Origin of the sequence: Dokdonella sp. (assembly GCF_041395345.1) — a bacterium.
Lineage (GTDB): Bacteria > Pseudomonadota > Gammaproteobacteria > Xanthomonadales > Rhodanobacteraceae > Dokdonella.
The window spans coordinates 118,653-133,600 of sequence record NZ_JAWLAR010000003.1 but is presented as its reverse complement, the minus strand read 5'-3'; the positions used below and the strand labels follow the sequence as shown (position 1 = coordinate 133,600).

The 14,948-nt window shown below is 61.3% G+C and carries 14 protein-coding genes; 9 read left to right on the top strand and 5 right to left on the bottom strand.

Annotated elements, in window-relative coordinates; genetic code table 11:
• Window positions 1-14: 14 nt before the first annotated feature.
• Together R3F00_RS03980 and pdhA are read right to left on the bottom strand one after the other, a co-directional pair.
• Window positions 15-995: an alpha-ketoacid dehydrogenase subunit beta gene (locus R3F00_RS03980; RefSeq protein WP_371280420.1), complete on the bottom strand. Its 981-nt coding sequence runs from the start codon at window positions 993-995 to the stop codon at window positions 15-17.
• Between the two features lie 50 nt (window positions 996-1,045).
• Entirely contained in the window at window positions 1,046-2,122 is a 1,077-nt protein-coding gene (gene pdhA, locus R3F00_RS03975; protein ID WP_371280419.1) for a pyruvate dehydrogenase (acetyl-transferring) E1 component subunit alpha, read from the bottom strand.
• Window positions 2,123-2,477: 355 nt separating this feature from the next.
• On the opposite strand from pdhA, the gene R3F00_RS03970 reads away from it, so the two are divergent.
• Both R3F00_RS03970 and R3F00_RS03965 read left to right on the top strand, forming a co-directional pair.
• Window positions 2,478-3,323 (top strand): tryptophan 2,3-dioxygenase, encoded by an 846-nt coding sequence (locus tag R3F00_RS03970; RefSeq protein ID WP_371280418.1) that lies wholly within the window; start codon window positions 2,478-2,480, stop codon window positions 3,321-3,323.
• A gap of 111 nt (window positions 3,324-3,434) precedes the next feature.
• The gene (locus tag R3F00_RS03965) at window positions 3,435-4,949 is read left to right on the top strand and encodes a peptide MFS transporter (protein WP_371280417.1); all 1,515 of its coding nucleotides are present in this window, start codon (window positions 3,435-3,437) and stop codon (window positions 4,947-4,949) included.
• 648 nt (window positions 4,950-5,597) lie between these two features.
• Here the strand turns inward: R3F00_RS03965 and R3F00_RS03960 are convergent.
• Window positions 5,598-6,053, bottom strand: coding sequence for a MarR family winged helix-turn-helix transcriptional regulator (locus R3F00_RS03960; RefSeq protein WP_371280416.1), 456 nt, complete (start codon window positions 6,051-6,053; stop codon window positions 5,598-5,600).
• Window positions 6,054-6,139: 86 nt separating this feature from the next.
• Between R3F00_RS03960 and hppD the strand changes: the two genes are divergently transcribed.
• The 5 genes from hppD (at window position 6,140) to maiA (ending at window position 10,834) form a co-directional block, all read left to right on the top strand.
• Window positions 6,140-7,237, top strand: a complete 1,098-nt coding sequence (gene hppD, locus R3F00_RS03955) for a 4-hydroxyphenylpyruvate dioxygenase (protein ID WP_371280415.1) — start codon at window positions 6,140-6,142, stop codon at window positions 7,235-7,237.
• Between the two features lie 109 nt (window positions 7,238-7,346).
• On the top strand, window positions 7,347-7,787 hold the full coding sequence (locus R3F00_RS03950) for an endonuclease domain-containing protein (RefSeq protein ID WP_371280414.1): 441 nt from the start codon (window positions 7,347-7,349) through the stop codon (window positions 7,785-7,787).
• Window positions 7,784-9,091 (top strand): homogentisate 1,2-dioxygenase, encoded by a 1,308-nt coding sequence (hmgA, locus tag R3F00_RS03945; protein ID WP_371280413.1) that lies wholly within the window; start codon window positions 7,784-7,786, stop codon window positions 9,089-9,091. The genes R3F00_RS03950 and hmgA overlap by 4 nt, the downstream gene beginning before the upstream one ends.
• 18 nt (window positions 9,092-9,109) lie before the next feature.
• On the top strand, window positions 9,110-10,099 hold the full coding sequence (locus R3F00_RS03940) for a fumarylacetoacetate hydrolase family protein (protein ID WP_371280412.1): 990 nt from the start codon (window positions 9,110-9,112) through the stop codon (window positions 10,097-10,099).
• 72 nt (window positions 10,100-10,171) lie between these two features.
• Window positions 10,172-10,834, top strand: coding sequence for a maleylacetoacetate isomerase (gene maiA, locus R3F00_RS03935; protein ID WP_371280411.1), 663 nt, complete (start codon window positions 10,172-10,174; stop codon window positions 10,832-10,834).
• 286 nt (window positions 10,835-11,120) lie between these two features.
• Here maiA and R3F00_RS03930 read toward each other — a convergent pair whose 3' ends face one another.
• Both R3F00_RS03930 and mtgA read right to left on the bottom strand, forming a co-directional pair.
• Window positions 11,121-11,549, bottom strand: coding sequence for a CBS domain-containing protein (locus tag R3F00_RS03930; RefSeq protein WP_371280410.1), 429 nt, complete (start codon window positions 11,547-11,549; stop codon window positions 11,121-11,123).
• Between the two features lie 117 nt (window positions 11,550-11,666).
• Window positions 11,667-12,377, bottom strand: a complete 711-nt coding sequence (gene mtgA, locus R3F00_RS03925; RefSeq protein WP_371280541.1) for a monofunctional biosynthetic peptidoglycan transglycosylase — start codon at window positions 12,375-12,377, stop codon at window positions 11,667-11,669.
• A 127-nt stretch (window positions 12,378-12,504) separates the two neighbouring features.
• Between mtgA and R3F00_RS03920 the strand changes: the two genes are divergently transcribed.
• Window positions 12,505-13,395 carry an Hsp33 family molecular chaperone HslO gene (locus R3F00_RS03920; RefSeq protein WP_371280409.1) on the top strand — a complete coding sequence of 297 codons (891 nt, stop codon included), beginning with the start codon at window positions 12,505-12,507 and terminating at the stop codon, window positions 13,393-13,395.
• 440 nt (window positions 13,396-13,835) lie between these two features.
• Window positions 13,836-14,885, top strand: a complete 1,050-nt coding sequence (locus tag R3F00_RS03915) for a hypothetical protein (RefSeq protein ID WP_371280408.1) — start codon at window positions 13,836-13,838, stop codon at window positions 14,883-14,885.
• The last annotated feature ends 63 nt before the right edge of the window (window positions 14,886-14,948 follow it).

Sequence of the window (14,948 nt, the reverse complement as noted above, 5' to 3'; positions counted from 1 at the left end):
TCGGCTCCATCGGGTCAGCTCACTGCCAGTGTTCGTTTTGCCGCAGCGACAATCTTGCCGACGCTGGGCAGATACTTCATTTCAAGGCGGAACAGCGGGATATGCGTGTCGTAGCCGGTTACGCGCTCGACCGGCGCGACCAGGTCGTACAGGGCATGCTCGGCCAGGCGCGCGGAAATCTCCGCGCCGAAACCTGCTGTACGCGGTGCTTCATGCACGATTACGCAGCGCCCGGTCTTGCGCACCGAATCGTGGATCGTGTCGAAATCCAGCGGCTTCAATGTTGCGACATCGATGACCTCTGCGCTGATCCCTTCCGCAGCGAGCTTGTCGGCGGCTTCCAGAGTCTCCTTCACTTGCGCACCCCAGGTCACCAGGGTCACGTCCTCGCCATCGCGCAGGACGAAGCAGACATCGAGCGGCAGCGCCTCGCCATCATCGGGAACCTCTTCCTTGTACTGGCGGTAAATGCGCTTGGGTTCGAAGAAGATGACCGGATCCGGATCACGAATCGAGGCGAGCAACAGGCCGTAGGCCCGGCCGGGCGAGGAGGGTAGAACGACGCGCAAGCCGGGCACATTGGTGAAGATCGCTTCGTTGGCTTCGGAATGGTGTTCCGGCGCGCGGATGCCGCCACCCCAGGGCGCGCGCCAGACGGCCGGCACGGTCATGCGGCCGCGGGTTCGATTGCGCATGCGTGCTGCGTGGCAGATGATCTGCTCGAGCATGCCGTAGATGAAGCCTTCGAACTGCGCCTCGGCCACCGGCTTCATGCCTTGCGCGGCCAGACCGACGGTAATGCCGCCGATGGTGGTTTCATCCAGCGGTGTATCGATCACGCGATCGGGGCCGAATTTGTCGAGCAGTCCCAGCGTGGCGCGGAACACGCCACCATTGATGCCGACATCCTCGCCCAGTACGACCACGCTCGGGTCGTTCTTCATTTCCCAGGCCAGTGCCTGGGTGACTGCTTCGATAAGGGTTATCTGGGCCATCGATCAATGCTCGCCGTTGATGTGTTTGTGGGTGCAGGAGCGGGTGAGCATCACTTGCGCTTCTCCCATTCAATGGCTTCTTCGCGCTGGGCGATCAGGTCCGGCGGCAGCTCGGCATAGGTGTAGTCGAACATCGCCTCGACCGGTTGCGATCTGGTTTCAAGGTAGGCATTGACCTCGGCGTCGACATATTTCTTGCACTTCTCCGTCCATTCCTTTTCTTCGTCGTCGGTCCACGCGTTGAGCGACTGGAGATACGTCTTCATGCGCCGCAGCGGCTCACGCTCCCAGGCTTCCTTGACCTCCTGCTCGGAGCGATAGCGGCGTGCGTCATCGGCCGTGGTGTGGTCGGAGAGTCGATACGTGACCGCTTCGATGACCATCCCGCCATGGCCGTGACGTGCGCGCTTCAACGCGTAGTCCATGGCGGCACGCATCGCGATCAGATCGTTGCCGTCGACCTGCATGCACTCGAGCCCTGCCGCAATACCTTTCTGGGCCAGGGTCTTGGCGCCGGTCTGCGCATCGCGCGGTACAGAGATCGCCCATTGGTTGTTGACGATGACGGCAACCAGCGGCAGGGTCATGGCGCCCGCGACGTTCAGTGCGCTGTTGAAGTCGGCCTTCGACGAACCACCGTCGCCAATCGTGCAGACGGCTACGCGGGGTTCCTTGCGGATCTTGAAGGCCAGCGCCGAACCGGCGGCATGCAGGCATTGCGTGCCAATCGGTACGCACCAGGCGAAATCATGCGGCGGCCCGGAAAAATCGCTGCCGCGCTCGTCGCCACCCCAATACAGCAGCAGTTCCCGCGGCTTCACGCCCCGATGAAACTGCGCACCGTATTCGCGATAGCTGCAGGCAAACGAGTCGTCCTCCTGCATCGCGCTGCCGATCGCCAGATAGGTGGCCTCGTGGCCGAGGCAGGGCGCATAGGTGCCGAGCTTTCCGGTGCGCTGCAAGGCGATCGCCTTGGCGTCGAAAATGCGCACCATCAGCATTTCCTGATACAGCTTGACCAGCTGCCGCGTATCGCGTGCGAAGGCAGGCAGGTCATCACGGACCAGCTTGCCTTCCGCATCGAGGTACTGCAGGTATTCAATTTCGAAGGTGGCGGCTACAGGCACGGAATTCTCCTCTGGACCGTGTCTCGTCACGACGGCACGAATGGGCCAAGCTTCGGCCGGAGTTCTCATAATCGTCGTCGCTGCGCTCCGTCGACTCGTGGACGGATCTGCGGGAACGGCGCGAACGTAGCGTGCGGAATCCGGATCCAGTGCCGGACGGCTCGATACTGTGCCGTATCGTGACCCAGCGCCACGACGATGCTGCATTGATATCAAGCACGGCACCGGCACGCAAGGCTGAGCGCAGCAAATCGCAATTCGTGATGCGTACCGACAACATCGTCGCAGGGGCTGGCGATCAGTCGCCCGCTCGGGTAGCTTGCCTGATTCGAACAAGGCGGCGGGCAGGTCCGACATGGAAAACAGGCGCGAGCTGGAGCAGGGCATAGAAACGGACCTGCGTGATCGCCTCAACTACGGTGGCTACCTGCAGCTGGATACGCTGCTCTCTGCGCAAAAGCCGATCAGCAATCCGCCGCATCACGATGAAATGCTGTTCATCGTCCAGCACCATGTCGGCGAACTCTGGATGAAGCTGGTGATCCACGAGTTGCAGGCGGCGATCGGGCTGCTCTCGGTCGACCAGACCGACTCGAGCCTGAAAATTCTTGCCCGGGTCAAGCAGATCCAGCGCCAGTTGTTCGAGCAGTGGGCTGTGCTCGAAACCCTGACACCCACGGAATATCAGCAGTTCCGCCATGTGCTCGGACCCGCTTCGGGCTTCCAGTCGCACCAGTACCGAATGATCGAATTCCTGCTTGGCAACAAGAACGCCGACATGCTGGCCGTGTTCACGCATGATCCTGAACGCCAGAACGAGTTGCGAAAGGCCCTCGAAGCACCGAGTCTGTACGACGAGTTTCTTCGCTACCTGCATCGCAGCGGCCACGCCGTGCCCGCGGATTGCGTCGAACGCGAGTGGTCACGACCGCACCGCTTCCGCGAAGACCTGGTTCCGGTATTCAAGCGCATCTACGAGAACGCCGACGAGTTCTGGTCGGAGTATCACTTCTGCGAGCAGCTCGTCGATATCGAGGAATCGTTCCAGCTCTGGCGTTTCCGTCACATGAAAACGGTGGAGCGCGTGATCGGCCACAAGCGCGGTACGGGTGGCTCGTCGGGCGTCGCCTTCCTGAAGAAGGCACTCGAACTGACGTTCTTTCCGGAGCTGCTCGAAGTGCGCACCGTCATTGGTAGCTGAGCGGTCGTCAGGCGCCGATGCTGCGCTGCAGCAAGAAGACAGCAATTGACGTAGCCTGCAACGGTCGGTGATCCTCGCCCGGTTATCCAATACCGATCCCGGGAGAACTGCATGAGCGGCGTTGCAACATCCGAGTCACCCGATACACCTCCACGCGACTTCAAGGACGCGCTGGGGCATCCAAGGCCGCTGTGGATGCTGTTCATGACCGAGTTCTGGGAGCGCTTCGCGTTCTACGGCATGCGCTGGGCGTTGACCTTGTATATCGTTGCCCAGTTCTTCGATGGCGATGCTTCCGGCCAGGGCTATGCGAGCCGTACCTATGGCGCCTTCCTTGCACTGGTCTATGCGACCGCCCTGTTCGGCGGTTACGTCGCCGATCGCATCATCGGTTATCAGCGATCGATCCTGCTTGGCGCGGTGATCATGGCCGCCGGCCTGTTCACGATCATGTTGCCGAACAAGGAGCTGTTCGTTCTCGGACTGTCGCTCGTCATCGTCGGCAACGGTCTGTTCAAGCCGAATATTTCCACGATGGTGGGACAGCTCTATTCGATCAACGACAATCGCCGCGACCGCGGCTTCACGATCTTCTACATGGGCATCAACGCCGGCGCGCTGGTCGCTCCGCTGGTGACCGGCTGGCTGGCCAGCGTCATCACCGACACGCCGATGCAGCAGAACTACAAGGTGGTGTTCGCTGCTACCGGCATCGGCATGGTCATCAGCTTCCTCTGGTTCTGGTTTGGTCGCGCCCAGCTCAAGGGTATCGGTGAGCCGCCTGCCGATCGCAATGGCACCAAGAGCATGCTGGCCGTGCTCGTTGGTGCGGCGCTCGCGGTACCCGTCGTCTATTTGCTGATCGACAAGGTCGGTGCCGAGGCGCTGGCCTGGGTGCTGGCCGCGTTGTTTGTCGGTCTGGCCGTGATGCTGCTGATCGAGGCCATCCGCAACGGCACCGTGCAGACTCACCGCGTTTACGCGATGCTGATCATCTTCCTGTTCAACGTGCTGTTCTGGATGTTCTTCGAGCAGGCCGGCAGCTCGTTCAACTTCCTCGCCCAGGGTATCGTCGATCGCGAGATGTTCGGTGGCTGGATTTTCCCGGTCGGCTGGTTCCAGTCGGTGAATCCGGTCGCCATCGTGTTGCTGGCCCCGATTGCCGCCTGGATCTGGGGTTTCCTCGGACGCAAGAACATGGAACCGTCGATTCCGCGCAAGTTCGGCCTTGGCTTGCTCGGCAATGCGGTCGCCTTCCTCGTGCTCATGTATGCGCTGACCAATCTGGTCAGCCCCGAGGGACTGATTCCATTCTGGCCGCTGGTCCTGGTCTACGTGCTGCAGACGGCCGGCGAACTCTGTCTTTCGCCGATCGGCCTGTCGATGGTGACCAAGCTGGCCCCGGTACGCCTGGTCGGTCTGGCCATGGGCGGCTGGTTCCTGAGTACGGCAATCGGCAACAATCTTTCCGGAATCTTCGCCGGACATGTCAGCGGCGAAACCGGCATGACAGTCGGCTCTGCGCTCGAGGGCTTTACCTTCAGTTTCTGGCTGCTGCTCGGAGCGGGCGTGCTGCTGTTCCTGATCGCCCCGCTGATCAACAAACTCATGCATGGCGTGAAATGAGTTCAGGGGTGATACCTCGCCCTCAGCTACGTCCACGCGAATCAATCCGTGTAGTTTGAACAGGGTTCGCAGCCTGCCAACGGCTGCGGACTTTTCATTTCAAGGCACTACAAGCTTTTGTGAAACAGCGTTGGCGTCACGCGTTGTTGCAGGAGCGGCGTCAGCCGCGATGCTGCTTTCAGGCGCTCGCGAAAAGGAGCATCGCGGCTGACGCCCCTCCTACGGAAGCCAATGCAGCACCACCGCAATCGAATGGCTTTCACGGTCGCTGCTGTGCGCAGGAGCAGCATTCATGCGCGATGCTCTTGGCGGATGTGCCCAAAAGCATCACGGCTAAAGCCTGTTCCTACGAGAAGCATCGAGGCGATGCCCGCCGTTGATGCGAAGGCGATGCCTGTCGTTGATTCGAAGGCCACGACCGCCTTGATGCGGGGGCCATGACTGCAACGGTGTAGGAGCGCATTCATGCGCGATGCTTCTGCTTGGTGTGCAAATCGACGTCGGCTGCGGGCGCTTCTGTAGGAGGGGCGTCAGCCGCGATGCTCCTTGCATTTATCGCAAAAGAAAGCATCGCACCGACGCCCCTCCTGCAACGGGCAGACAATCAGCGTTTCCCGGGCATCGGCGCATCACGCCAATGCCGAACCCTCAACGTTTCGATTCAACCAGCTCAGCCTGCCACAGCGTCTCGAGGATACGCGTCAGCCATTGACGCTCTTCTTCGTCCAGGTGCGCGAGCAGGCGCTGCTCGTGTTCCAGCGCGAGTGGCGCAACCTGATCGTAGATTTTCCAGCCCTCGTCGGACAGGCGCAGCACGGACTGACGCTTGTCGTGGCTGGCCGTGCTGCGCTCGATGTGGCCCTTGGCCAGCAGGCGCGCCACGGCGCGGCTGACTGCCACCTTGTCCATCGCCGTGCGTTCGGCCACCTCGCGCGCCGAAATGTCGCTGCAGTGTCCGAGCACCGCCATCGCCCGCCATTCCGTCACCGAGAGGTTGAATCGCTTCTCGTAGACGCGTGCGATCGCCTGGCTCAGGGTGTTCGACAGCACCGACAGCCGGTAGGGCAGAAATGTCTCGAGTTCGAGCAGGGCATGACCAGGCATTGCACAGGACCTCTTGCAGTTGGTTTCAATTGTAACTAAAATATGGGGTTCGATGTACAACCCGCGCAGAACACGAGGAATTCGTCATGAACGCCCAGCTCGAATCAGGCAATACGGGAATGCAGGTTACGACGTTCGAGAACCCGATGGGCATCGACGGCTTCGAGTTCGTCGAGTTCGCCTCGCCGGAGCCCGCCAAGCTGCACGCCTACTTCAAGCACATGGGTTTCACCGCCGTGCTGCGCCACAGGAAGCGGCCCATCACGGTTTATCGTCAGGGGACGGTCAATTTCCTGATCAACGAGGACCCTGATTCGTTCGCAGCGGATTTCGCCAAGGCGCATGGCCCCTGTGCCTGCGGTTTCGCGATTCGCGTCAGCATGCCGGCGGACGAGGTCTGCAGCCGCGTCATCGCCAACGGTGGCGAAGCCATCGACCACAAGGTGGCCAGCAAGGCGGTCAATGCGCCGGTGGTCAAGGGTATTGGCGACTGCATGCTCTACCTGGTCGACAAGTACGGCGACGCCGGCGACATCTACGCCGCCGACTTCGAACCCATTGAGGGTGCCGACCCGAATCCCGTCGGATTCGGTCTGACCTTCATAGATCATCTGACCCACAATCTCTACTTCGGCAACATGCAGAAGTGGTCGGACTACTACGAGCGCCTGTTCAACTTCCGCGAGATCCGCTACTTCGACATCAAGGGTGCGAAGACCGGCCTGGTGTCCAAGGCGATGACGGCACCCGATGGCATGGTGCGCATTCCGCTGAACGAGTCTTCGGACGAGAAGTCGCAGATCAACGAATACCTCGACGAGTACCGCGGCGAAGGCATCCAGCACATCGCCTGCTTCACCGATGACATCTACAGCACCATCGAGGCGATGCGCGCCGAAGGCATCGAATTCCTTGATACGCCGAATACCTACTACGAACTGATCGATGAGCGCATTCCGCATCACGGTGAAGACGTGGCACGCATGTGGAAGAACCGCATCCTGATCGATGCCGATGCCGAGACCAAGAAGAAGTTGCTGCTGCAGATCTTCACCAAGAACTGCATTGGCCCGATCTTCTTCGAGATCATCCAGCGCAAGGGCAATCCCGGCTTCGGCGAGGGCAATTTCCAGGCCCTGTTCGAATCGATCGAACGTGACCAGATGAAGCGCGGCGTGCTTTAGGCTCAAGCTCCCTCTCCCCCCGGGAGAGGGCTGGGGTGAGGGTGCGATGCTAGCCAGGATCTCCATTCACTGCGGCAAATGAACTGCGCGGCCCTCGCGAATTCAAGTAATGAAGGACGCCCAGGGTCGGGAAATGGAACTCAAAGGAATAAAACCGCCGTTGCCGACAAATACGTTGCGAAATTCGAGAAATCTGCGCAGCGAGCTGACCGATGCAGAACGAAAGCTGTGGTCGCGAATTCGAGCGAGGCAGCTTGAGGGGGTCAAGTTCAGACGGCAACACCCAATACCCCCGTACATTGCTGATTTCTGCTGTATTGAAAGAAGATTGATCATTGAACTGGATGGCTCCCAGCACAACCAGAGAGTCGATGAAGCACGGACGCGATATCTCGCTCGGAGTGGCTGGAGAATTCTGCGCTTTTGGGACAGTGAAGTCCTGAGCCAAACCGATGCTGTGCTTGAGGCGATCCGGAACGCTGTCGAGAAATCGTACCCCCACCCCAACCCCTCCCCCGAGGGGAGAGGGGCTTTGGAGCCAAAGAAATGAATGAAGCAACGGCCCGAAAATACCAATCCGGCTTCGGCAACGAATTCGCCAGCGAGGCATTGCCCGGGGCATTGCCTGTAGGCCGCAATTCGCCCCAGCGCGTGGCTTACGGCCTCTATGCCGAACAGATTTCGGGTACGGCATTCACCGCGCCGCGCTCGCACAACCAGCGCAGCTGGCTGTATCGGATTCGACCAGCCTCGATGCACAAGCCGTTCCGGCAAGTCGAGAGCGGGCGCTTCCACAATGCCTTTGGCGAAACGCCGACATCGCCGAACCAGTTGCGCTGGGATCCGCCGCGCGTGCCTGACACCCCGACCGATTTCATCGATGGCCTGTTCACGATGGCAGGCAACGGCAGTGCTGCTGCGCAGGCCGGTATCGGAATCCATGTCTATGCAGCGAATCGCTCGATGCAGGGCCGCTATTTCTACAACGCCGATGCGGAAATGATTCTGCTGCCGCAGCGGGGTCGTCTGCTGCTGGCTACCGAAATGGGCGTGCTCGAAGTCGAGCCTCAGCAAATCGCGGTGATTCCGCGCGGCATCCGTTTTCGCGTGGATCTGCCCGATGGCGACTCGCTTGGCTATGCGGCCGAAAACTTCGGTAGCGCCATGCGATTGCCGGAGCTCGGTCCGATCGGCTCGAACGGGCTGGCCAACGCGCGCGATTTCGAATCGCCGCTTGCGGCCTTCGAAGACCTGGAAGGGGATTTCCAGCTCGTGGCCAAGTTCCAGGGACACCTCTGGTCGGCTGCAATCGGACATTCGCCGCTTGATGTCGTGGCATGGCACGGCAATCACGTGCCGTATCGCTACGACCTGCGTCGCTTCAACACGGTGGGCTCGATCAGCTACGACCATCCCGATCCGTCGATCTTCACGGTGCTGACCTCGGCCAGCGATACTCCCGGCACGGCCAACATCGATTTCGCCATCTTTCCGCCGCGCTGGCTCTGTGCCGAGGATACGTTCCGCCCGCCCTGGTTCCATCGCAATATCGCCAGCGAATACATGGGCCTGATCCACGGCGCCTATGACGCCAAGGCTGGCGGTTTCGAACCGGGCGGCAGCAGCCTGCACAATTGCATGTCAGGCCACGGGCCGGATGCCGCGAGTTTCGAGAAGGCCAGTGCATCGGATACCTCGCAACCGGACCACATCGTCGATACGATGGCCTTCATGTTCGAAACGCGGGCGGTGATTCATCCAACACGCCAGGCACTCGAGTCATCGCAGCTTCAAGGCGACTACTTCGAATGCTGGCAGGGTTTGCGCAAGCATTTCGATCCAGGCAATCGCTAAAACAGGAAAATCATTCGCATGAAACTTGCCAGTCTCAAGGAAGGCGGCCGTGACGGCACGCTGATCGTTGTCAACCGCGAACTGACACGAGGTGTGCGTGCAACCGGCATCGCAGCCACTCTGCAGCTTGCCCTGGAAGACTGGAGCAGTGCCGCGCCGCGCCTGAATGCCCTGTTCGAAGACTTGCAGGCCGGCAAGGCGGCAGAAGCCTTTGACCTCGACGTCGACAAGCTGGCCTCGCCACTGCCGCGCGCCTACGAATTCGTGGACGGAAGCGCCTATCTGCCCCATGTCGAGCGCGTTCGCCGGGCGCGCGGAGCGGAGGTTCCCGAAAGCTTCTATACCGATCCGTTGATGTATCAGGCCACCAGTGCCGGCTTTCTCGCCCCGCGTGATCCGATCCTGGTCGCCAGTGAGGACTGGGGTATCGATCTGGAGGCCGAAGTTGTCGTGGTCACCGATGACGTCGACATGGGCGTATCTCCGGAAAAGGCCGCCGGGCATATCCAGCTCGTCGGTCTGGTCAATGATGTTTCCCTGCGCGGTCTGATTCCGGGCGAACTGGCCAAGGGTTTCGGTTTCCTGCAATCCAAGCCGCGCTCCGCACTGTCGCCGGTCTTCGTCACCCCGGACGAACTGGGCGATACCTGGAAGGAGTCCAAGCTACATCTGCCGATGCGTACCTGGATCAACGGACAGTGGTTCGGCGAAGCGGAAACCGGCGTCGACATGCAATTCAGTTTTGCCGATCTGATCGCCCATGTTGCGAAATCCAGGCCCCTGAGTGCCGGGACCATCGTCGGATCAGGTACGATTGCCAACGAGGACACTTCAAAAGGGGCGTCGTGTCTCGCCGAACAGCGTACGGTGGAAACCTTGCGCGACGGAAAACCGGTCACCTCGTTCCTGAAATTCGGTGATCGGGTCAGAATCGACGTCACTGATGCTGCAGGGCGCTCGATTTTCGGCGCCATCGATCAGGTCGTGGAGAAATACTCTCCAGCCTGACCGGAGCTGCAGTTCCCTGCGAATGACCATGGGGGGCATTCGTCGATTCCAGTCCTTGGGCGAGGAGGGCGCATGACGGAGTCAATCAAGCTGTACAGCTACTGGCGGTCGAGTGCTGCCTATCGCGTGCGCATCGCCTTGAACCTCAAGCAGCTCGCGTACGAAACCATTCCGGTGCATCTCGTGAATCTGGGTGGCGAACAGCACACCAGGGCCTATCGCGATCTCAACCCGCAAGGGACGGTCCCGACCCTGCTCGACGGCGAACGGGTCTTTCGCCAATCCATGGCCATCATCGAGTATCTGGATGAAGCCTATCCGGAAACCTTTGCCCTGTTGCCGTCGACCGCGCGCGAACGAGCGCGTGTCCGCGCGCTGGCCCAGACCGTCGCCTGCGATATCCATCCGCTCAACAACCTGCGCGTGATGCAATTTCTGGAGTGGGACTTCAGTACGCCAGCCGTCGAGCGTGACCGCTGGACGCGGCACTGGATCAGCGAGGGATTTCGCGCCCTCGAAGCCATGCTCAATGACAATTCGTCGACCGGGCTGTGCAGTGACGGCGATGCGCCGACATTGGCCGACCTCTGCCTCGTTCCCCAGGTCTACAACGCGCGCCGATTCGAGCTCGATCTGACGCCGTACCCGACCATTGTGCGGATCGAGGAATATTGTCTGGGCTTGCCTGCGTTTGATGCGGCGCGGCCCGAGAATCAGCCTGACGCACCGAAGTAGGACAGGAGCAAGCATTGCCGATCCGGAAAGGGGCCAGCTGACTTCCGTTGCCGGCAAGCCGAGGCTGTCCCGTGCGCGTCGAGGGGAACCTTGATCGGAATGCGCCTCAAGCGATCAGCAATCCGGATTCATCCTTGCGCGTGCCGAAGCAGTCCTTTTACAGGCTCGGGACGAACGGCTGGTGGCGATGCTGCGATCCGTCAACAGGCTCGTGGAAACCCGCGGACATGATCCCGGGACCAACAAGCGGGTCCAACGTATCTTCACGCGGCAGCCGCCAGCGCGATCAGCCCGCGATATAGCGCTGCAGCTGTTCGATCTGTTCGCTCTGCTCGCTGATGACGGCCTTGACCAGATCGCCTAGGGAGACCACGCCGACGACCTTGTCCTTGTCGATGACGGGCAGATAGCGAACGCGCTTGTTGGTGCACAGGCGCATGCAAAGATCGACGCTGTCGTCGAGCCCGACCGAATGGATATCCCTGTCCATGATTTCGAGCACCGAGGTAGTGGCCGACGAGCGTCCCTTGAGCACGACATTGCGGGCGTAGTCGCGTTCCGAAACCAGTCCGACCAGGCTTTCGCCCTGGATGACCAGTAATGCACCCACAGTACGCTCGGCCATGGCCTTGATGGCATCAAGTACCGGTGCGTCAGGTGAAATCGAGAAAATCTCGCGGCCCTTGTCTTCGAGCAAATGCTTGACTTGCAGCATGATTTCCTCCGATTGGTTCCGGGGCCCCACGGGTGTTTGCGGGGTGCTTCAGTTTACCGCTGTCCGGGTCCGACTGCGTAGCCGAACCGTCAGTTGGCCCGAATTGCGACCGGTGGCTCACGGAACCAGATAGCCGGAACCACCCAATTGACGAACCTGCCTCTCGATCCAGGCCGCCCGCCGCTGCACGTGCGCTGAAGGCTTGTCGACACGGAATTTGCGCGGGTTCGGCAAAACGGCTGCAAGCAGAGCCGATTGTCGCGGCGTCAGCCGGGACGGGTCGATCTGAAAATAATGCTCACTTGCGGCAGCAGCGCCATAGGTGCCGTCACCGAATTCGGCGATGTTCATGTAAACCTCCAGAATCCGCTGTTTGGGCCAAAGAGCCTCGATCAGGATCGTGAACCAGGCTTCCAGTCCCTTGCGCAGATAGCTGCGGCCATTCCAGAGGAACAGGTTCTTGGCGACCTGCTGGCTGATCGTGCTCGCACCGCGCAAGCGCGCGCCTCCTTCGGCGTCCGCCAGCGCGTCCTGGATGGCGTCGACATCGAAGCCGTGATGCTCGGGAAATTTCTGATCTTCGGCGGCCACCAGCGCAATCGGCAGGTTGTCCGAGATCTCGCTCAACGGCGCCCACTGATAGCGCAGTCGGAAACCTGCCTGTTCTTCCCCAATGGCCTGGATGCGCCGCTCGATCATGAACGCCGAAGTGGGAGGAGGCACGAAGCGGAACACGAGAACCAGCAGGATGCAGGCGAGCACCCAGATGACGAGGGCCAGGGCCAGCCAGCGCAGTAGGCGTCGGAATCGGGATTTTGTCGCGTGCATGAGCGGATTGTGCCATCCCGTCGGCGGCAGCACCGCGATCGGCTCGAAGGATGCCGGCGCATCCGATCCTGCTTGCAAGTTCAAGGTCCGGGCCACATGTCGGCACGTCGAATGATCGGAGAGTGCGATGCAGGAATTGAATGATGCGCTGTTTCCTTTTCGGCTCGGACGCGCGGGCGTGCGCGGCAGCGTGGTGCGACTGGAGTCGGCCTGGGCTGAAATCTGCGAGCACGCAGATTATCCGCAGCCCGTCATGCAGTTGCTTGGCGAATCCGTCGCAGCCAGCGCGCTGTTTGCCGGCGCGCTGAAATTCGAGGGTGCCCTGTCCATACACTTGCGCCAGGCCGGCAAGCTGCGTCTGCTCTTCGCCGAATGCACGCACGACGGGCATCTGCGCGGAATCGCACGTCAGGACGAGAGCTCGGACTCTGCCGGCATCGATCTCCTCGATACGCGCGCGCAACTGGCCATCACGATCGAGAACCGCAAGTCGGACACGCGCTATCAGGGGCTTGTGCCGGTCGAATCACCCGAGCTGAGTGGCGCATTCGAGGGCTACTTCGAACGATCCGAACAGCTGCCGAGCAAGATCGTGCTGGCCGCTTCGGGCGGCCGGTGTGCCGGAATCATGCTGCAGCATGTGGCTGTCGAAGGCGGCACCCTGGCAACGGCGGATCCGGATGCCTGGAACCGGGTAGGCCACCTGCTGGCGACCCTGACCGAGCGCGAGTTGCTGGATCTTCCTGTTGAAACGCTGTTGTTGCGCCTTTTTCACGAAGAAGAGGTCGTGCTGCAGCCGCCGCGGGCGCTTTCGTTCAAGTGCAGCTGCTCACCCGAGCGGGTCGCAGGCATGTTGCGTTCCCTGGGCCCCGAAGAGGTCAACGCAGCCCTGTCGGAAAACGGAAAAATGCAGATTACCTGTGAATTCTGCAACCGCGACTACCAGCTCGACGAAGTGGATATCGCTGCCCTGTTCGCCGCGCACCCGATGGCGCCCGGACCGCAATCGCGGCACTAGGGAGGCCTTGCCGACGGGTCTGAGCCTTCCTTTCGGGCGGAATGGCCGCGCTGGCTGGCCCGTCGGACCGGCAAGGGCCGGGCACTTACTCCCGGGCAGGGCCCGGTCCCACGAAGCCTCGGGCGTGTGGTCGCGGCCCGGCAAGCGGATCTCGGGCTGCGTCCGAGCGAGGTCGCTGGCGGGTTCGGGCTGGCCGTCGGCCACCCGGCACGACAATCCGACGTCCACCCGCTTCGCGCAATTCCTGTCAATTTGCGTCAATTCACACAAATTCAATCGCTTGCTGACCCAATCTGAGGTCGATTGGCTGTTGATTTTTCGTAAAACGGAGTATCCTTTCGACTAACGTCCGGCGTGCGCCTACTGGCGAGCGGGCAAGGCATTTCGGGGAACTTCCAGCCCCCGGAAGGGTCATCAGGGTTCAACCAGCGGAAACGTCCATGTTGTTGCGTACTGCCACCTTGCTGCTGACTCTACTGCTGCCGCTTTCCGCGGCAGCACAGAGAGTTGCGCCTGCAACCCTGGCTGATGCACAACGCCCCCTGTTCGACCGGCTGCTGTCGGTGGAAGTGAATCCGGGCATGGCAGGGGCGGGTGGCCAGGTGGTGCCCCTGTGGGCAAGTCCCGACGGCCGCCTGCTGGCCATCGTGGGTTTGTCGCGCGGTGTCGGTGCGCCGACCCTGCCTCCTTCACCCGCATTCGGGGGCGTCTCCGACTTGCGCATTGTCGATGCGACCGATCTTTTCTCGGCCGGCTTGCGCATGCGTCTCTCGGATGGCCTGCGCGCAGACATGTTCGTCGGATGGCAGGGAGGAATGCCCCTGTCCTACGGCGCGGGTGACGCGCTGGAGTGCCTGACCATGGCCTGCTTCGAAGAGAACAGGTCCGCCAGCAACTCCGGACTCCGAACCGCAGGCCTCGGTCTGGGCTGGTCGTCTTCCGCAGATCTTGGCCTGGATTTCTCGTTTGGATTGTCGTGGCTGGATGGGGGCGATTCGCCATTGCCCGTGCTTGCGCAGCAGGTCGTGCGCGATCCGATCGATCTTGCCTTGCTCGAATTGCCCGGCATCGACGGCTACCGACTGAGTTCGGGCCGCACGCTCAGCGCACGCGGTTCCTGGAGCATGAGCCAGGGGCCGATCATCGATCTGACTGCGGCATTGAGCCAGGCGGAACTGTCGCCGGTCTGGTATGGCCTCCCGGGAGCCGGGCTGGATTTGAACCAGGCTTCGTTGGGTCTCGGCATCAGCAGCGGCTCGCTGCGTGGAAGCATTGTCGGGCGCATCAGCAGTTTCGAAGATCCCGGTTTCGAAGGAAACCGCCGCTGGAGCGGCCTCGATCTTGGCGTGTCATGGCGCACGCCGTGGCGGGGTGAAGTGACCGTGGGTGCCCAAAACCTCTGGTCGGCCCCGCTCGATCCCGCAACGTCGCGCGAATCGGATGCGGCCCAGGCACGCATGCCCTACGTGCAGTATCGCCAGGATCTCTGAATCCGCCTCCGGCTTCGGTCCATCCGACCGCCTGGCTCTTCTCCGAAGTTCCACACCCTCCTC

What these genes read in the sequence shown, in the direction of transcription:
- R3F00_RS03970 (WP_371280418.1), top strand. Translation starts at nt 2,478, where the DNA reads ATGGAAAACAGGCGCGAGCTGGAGCAGGGCATAGAAACGGACCTGCGT.
- mtgA (WP_371280541.1), bottom strand. Translation starts at nt 12,377, where the DNA reads ATGCACGCGACAAAATCCCGATTCCGACGCCTACTGCGCTGGCTGGCC.
- R3F00_RS03920 (WP_371280409.1), top strand. Translation starts at nt 12,505, where the DNA reads ATGCAGGAATTGAATGATGCGCTGTTTCCTTTTCGGCTCGGACGCGCG.
- R3F00_RS03940 (WP_371280412.1), top strand. Translation starts at nt 9,110, where the DNA reads ATGAAACTTGCCAGTCTCAAGGAAGGCGGCCGTGACGGCACGCTGATC.
- maiA (WP_371280411.1), top strand. Translation starts at nt 10,172, where the DNA reads ATGACGGAGTCAATCAAGCTGTACAGCTACTGGCGGTCGAGTGCTGCC.
- hmgA (WP_371280413.1), top strand. Translation starts at nt 7,784, where the DNA reads ATGAATGAAGCAACGGCCCGAAAATACCAATCCGGCTTCGGCAACGAA.
- R3F00_RS03960 (WP_371280416.1), bottom strand. Translation starts at nt 6,053, where the DNA reads ATGCCTGGTCATGCCCTGCTCGAACTCGAGACATTTCTGCCCTACCGG.
- hppD (WP_371280415.1), top strand. Translation starts at nt 6,140, where the DNA reads ATGAACGCCCAGCTCGAATCAGGCAATACGGGAATGCAGGTTACGACG.
- R3F00_RS03950 (WP_371280414.1), top strand. Translation starts at nt 7,347, where the DNA reads ATGAAGGACGCCCAGGGTCGGGAAATGGAACTCAAAGGAATAAAACCG.
- R3F00_RS03965 (WP_371280417.1), top strand. Translation starts at nt 3,435, where the DNA reads ATGAGCGGCGTTGCAACATCCGAGTCACCCGATACACCTCCACGCGAC.
- R3F00_RS03915 (WP_371280408.1), top strand. Translation starts at nt 13,836, where the DNA reads ATGTTGTTGCGTACTGCCACCTTGCTGCTGACTCTACTGCTGCCGCTT.
- R3F00_RS03930 (WP_371280410.1), bottom strand. Translation starts at nt 11,549, where the DNA reads ATGCTGCAAGTCAAGCATTTGCTCGAAGACAAGGGCCGCGAGATTTTC.
- R3F00_RS03980 (WP_371280420.1), bottom strand. Translation starts at nt 995, where the DNA reads ATGGCCCAGATAACCCTTATCGAAGCAGTCACCCAGGCACTGGCCTGG.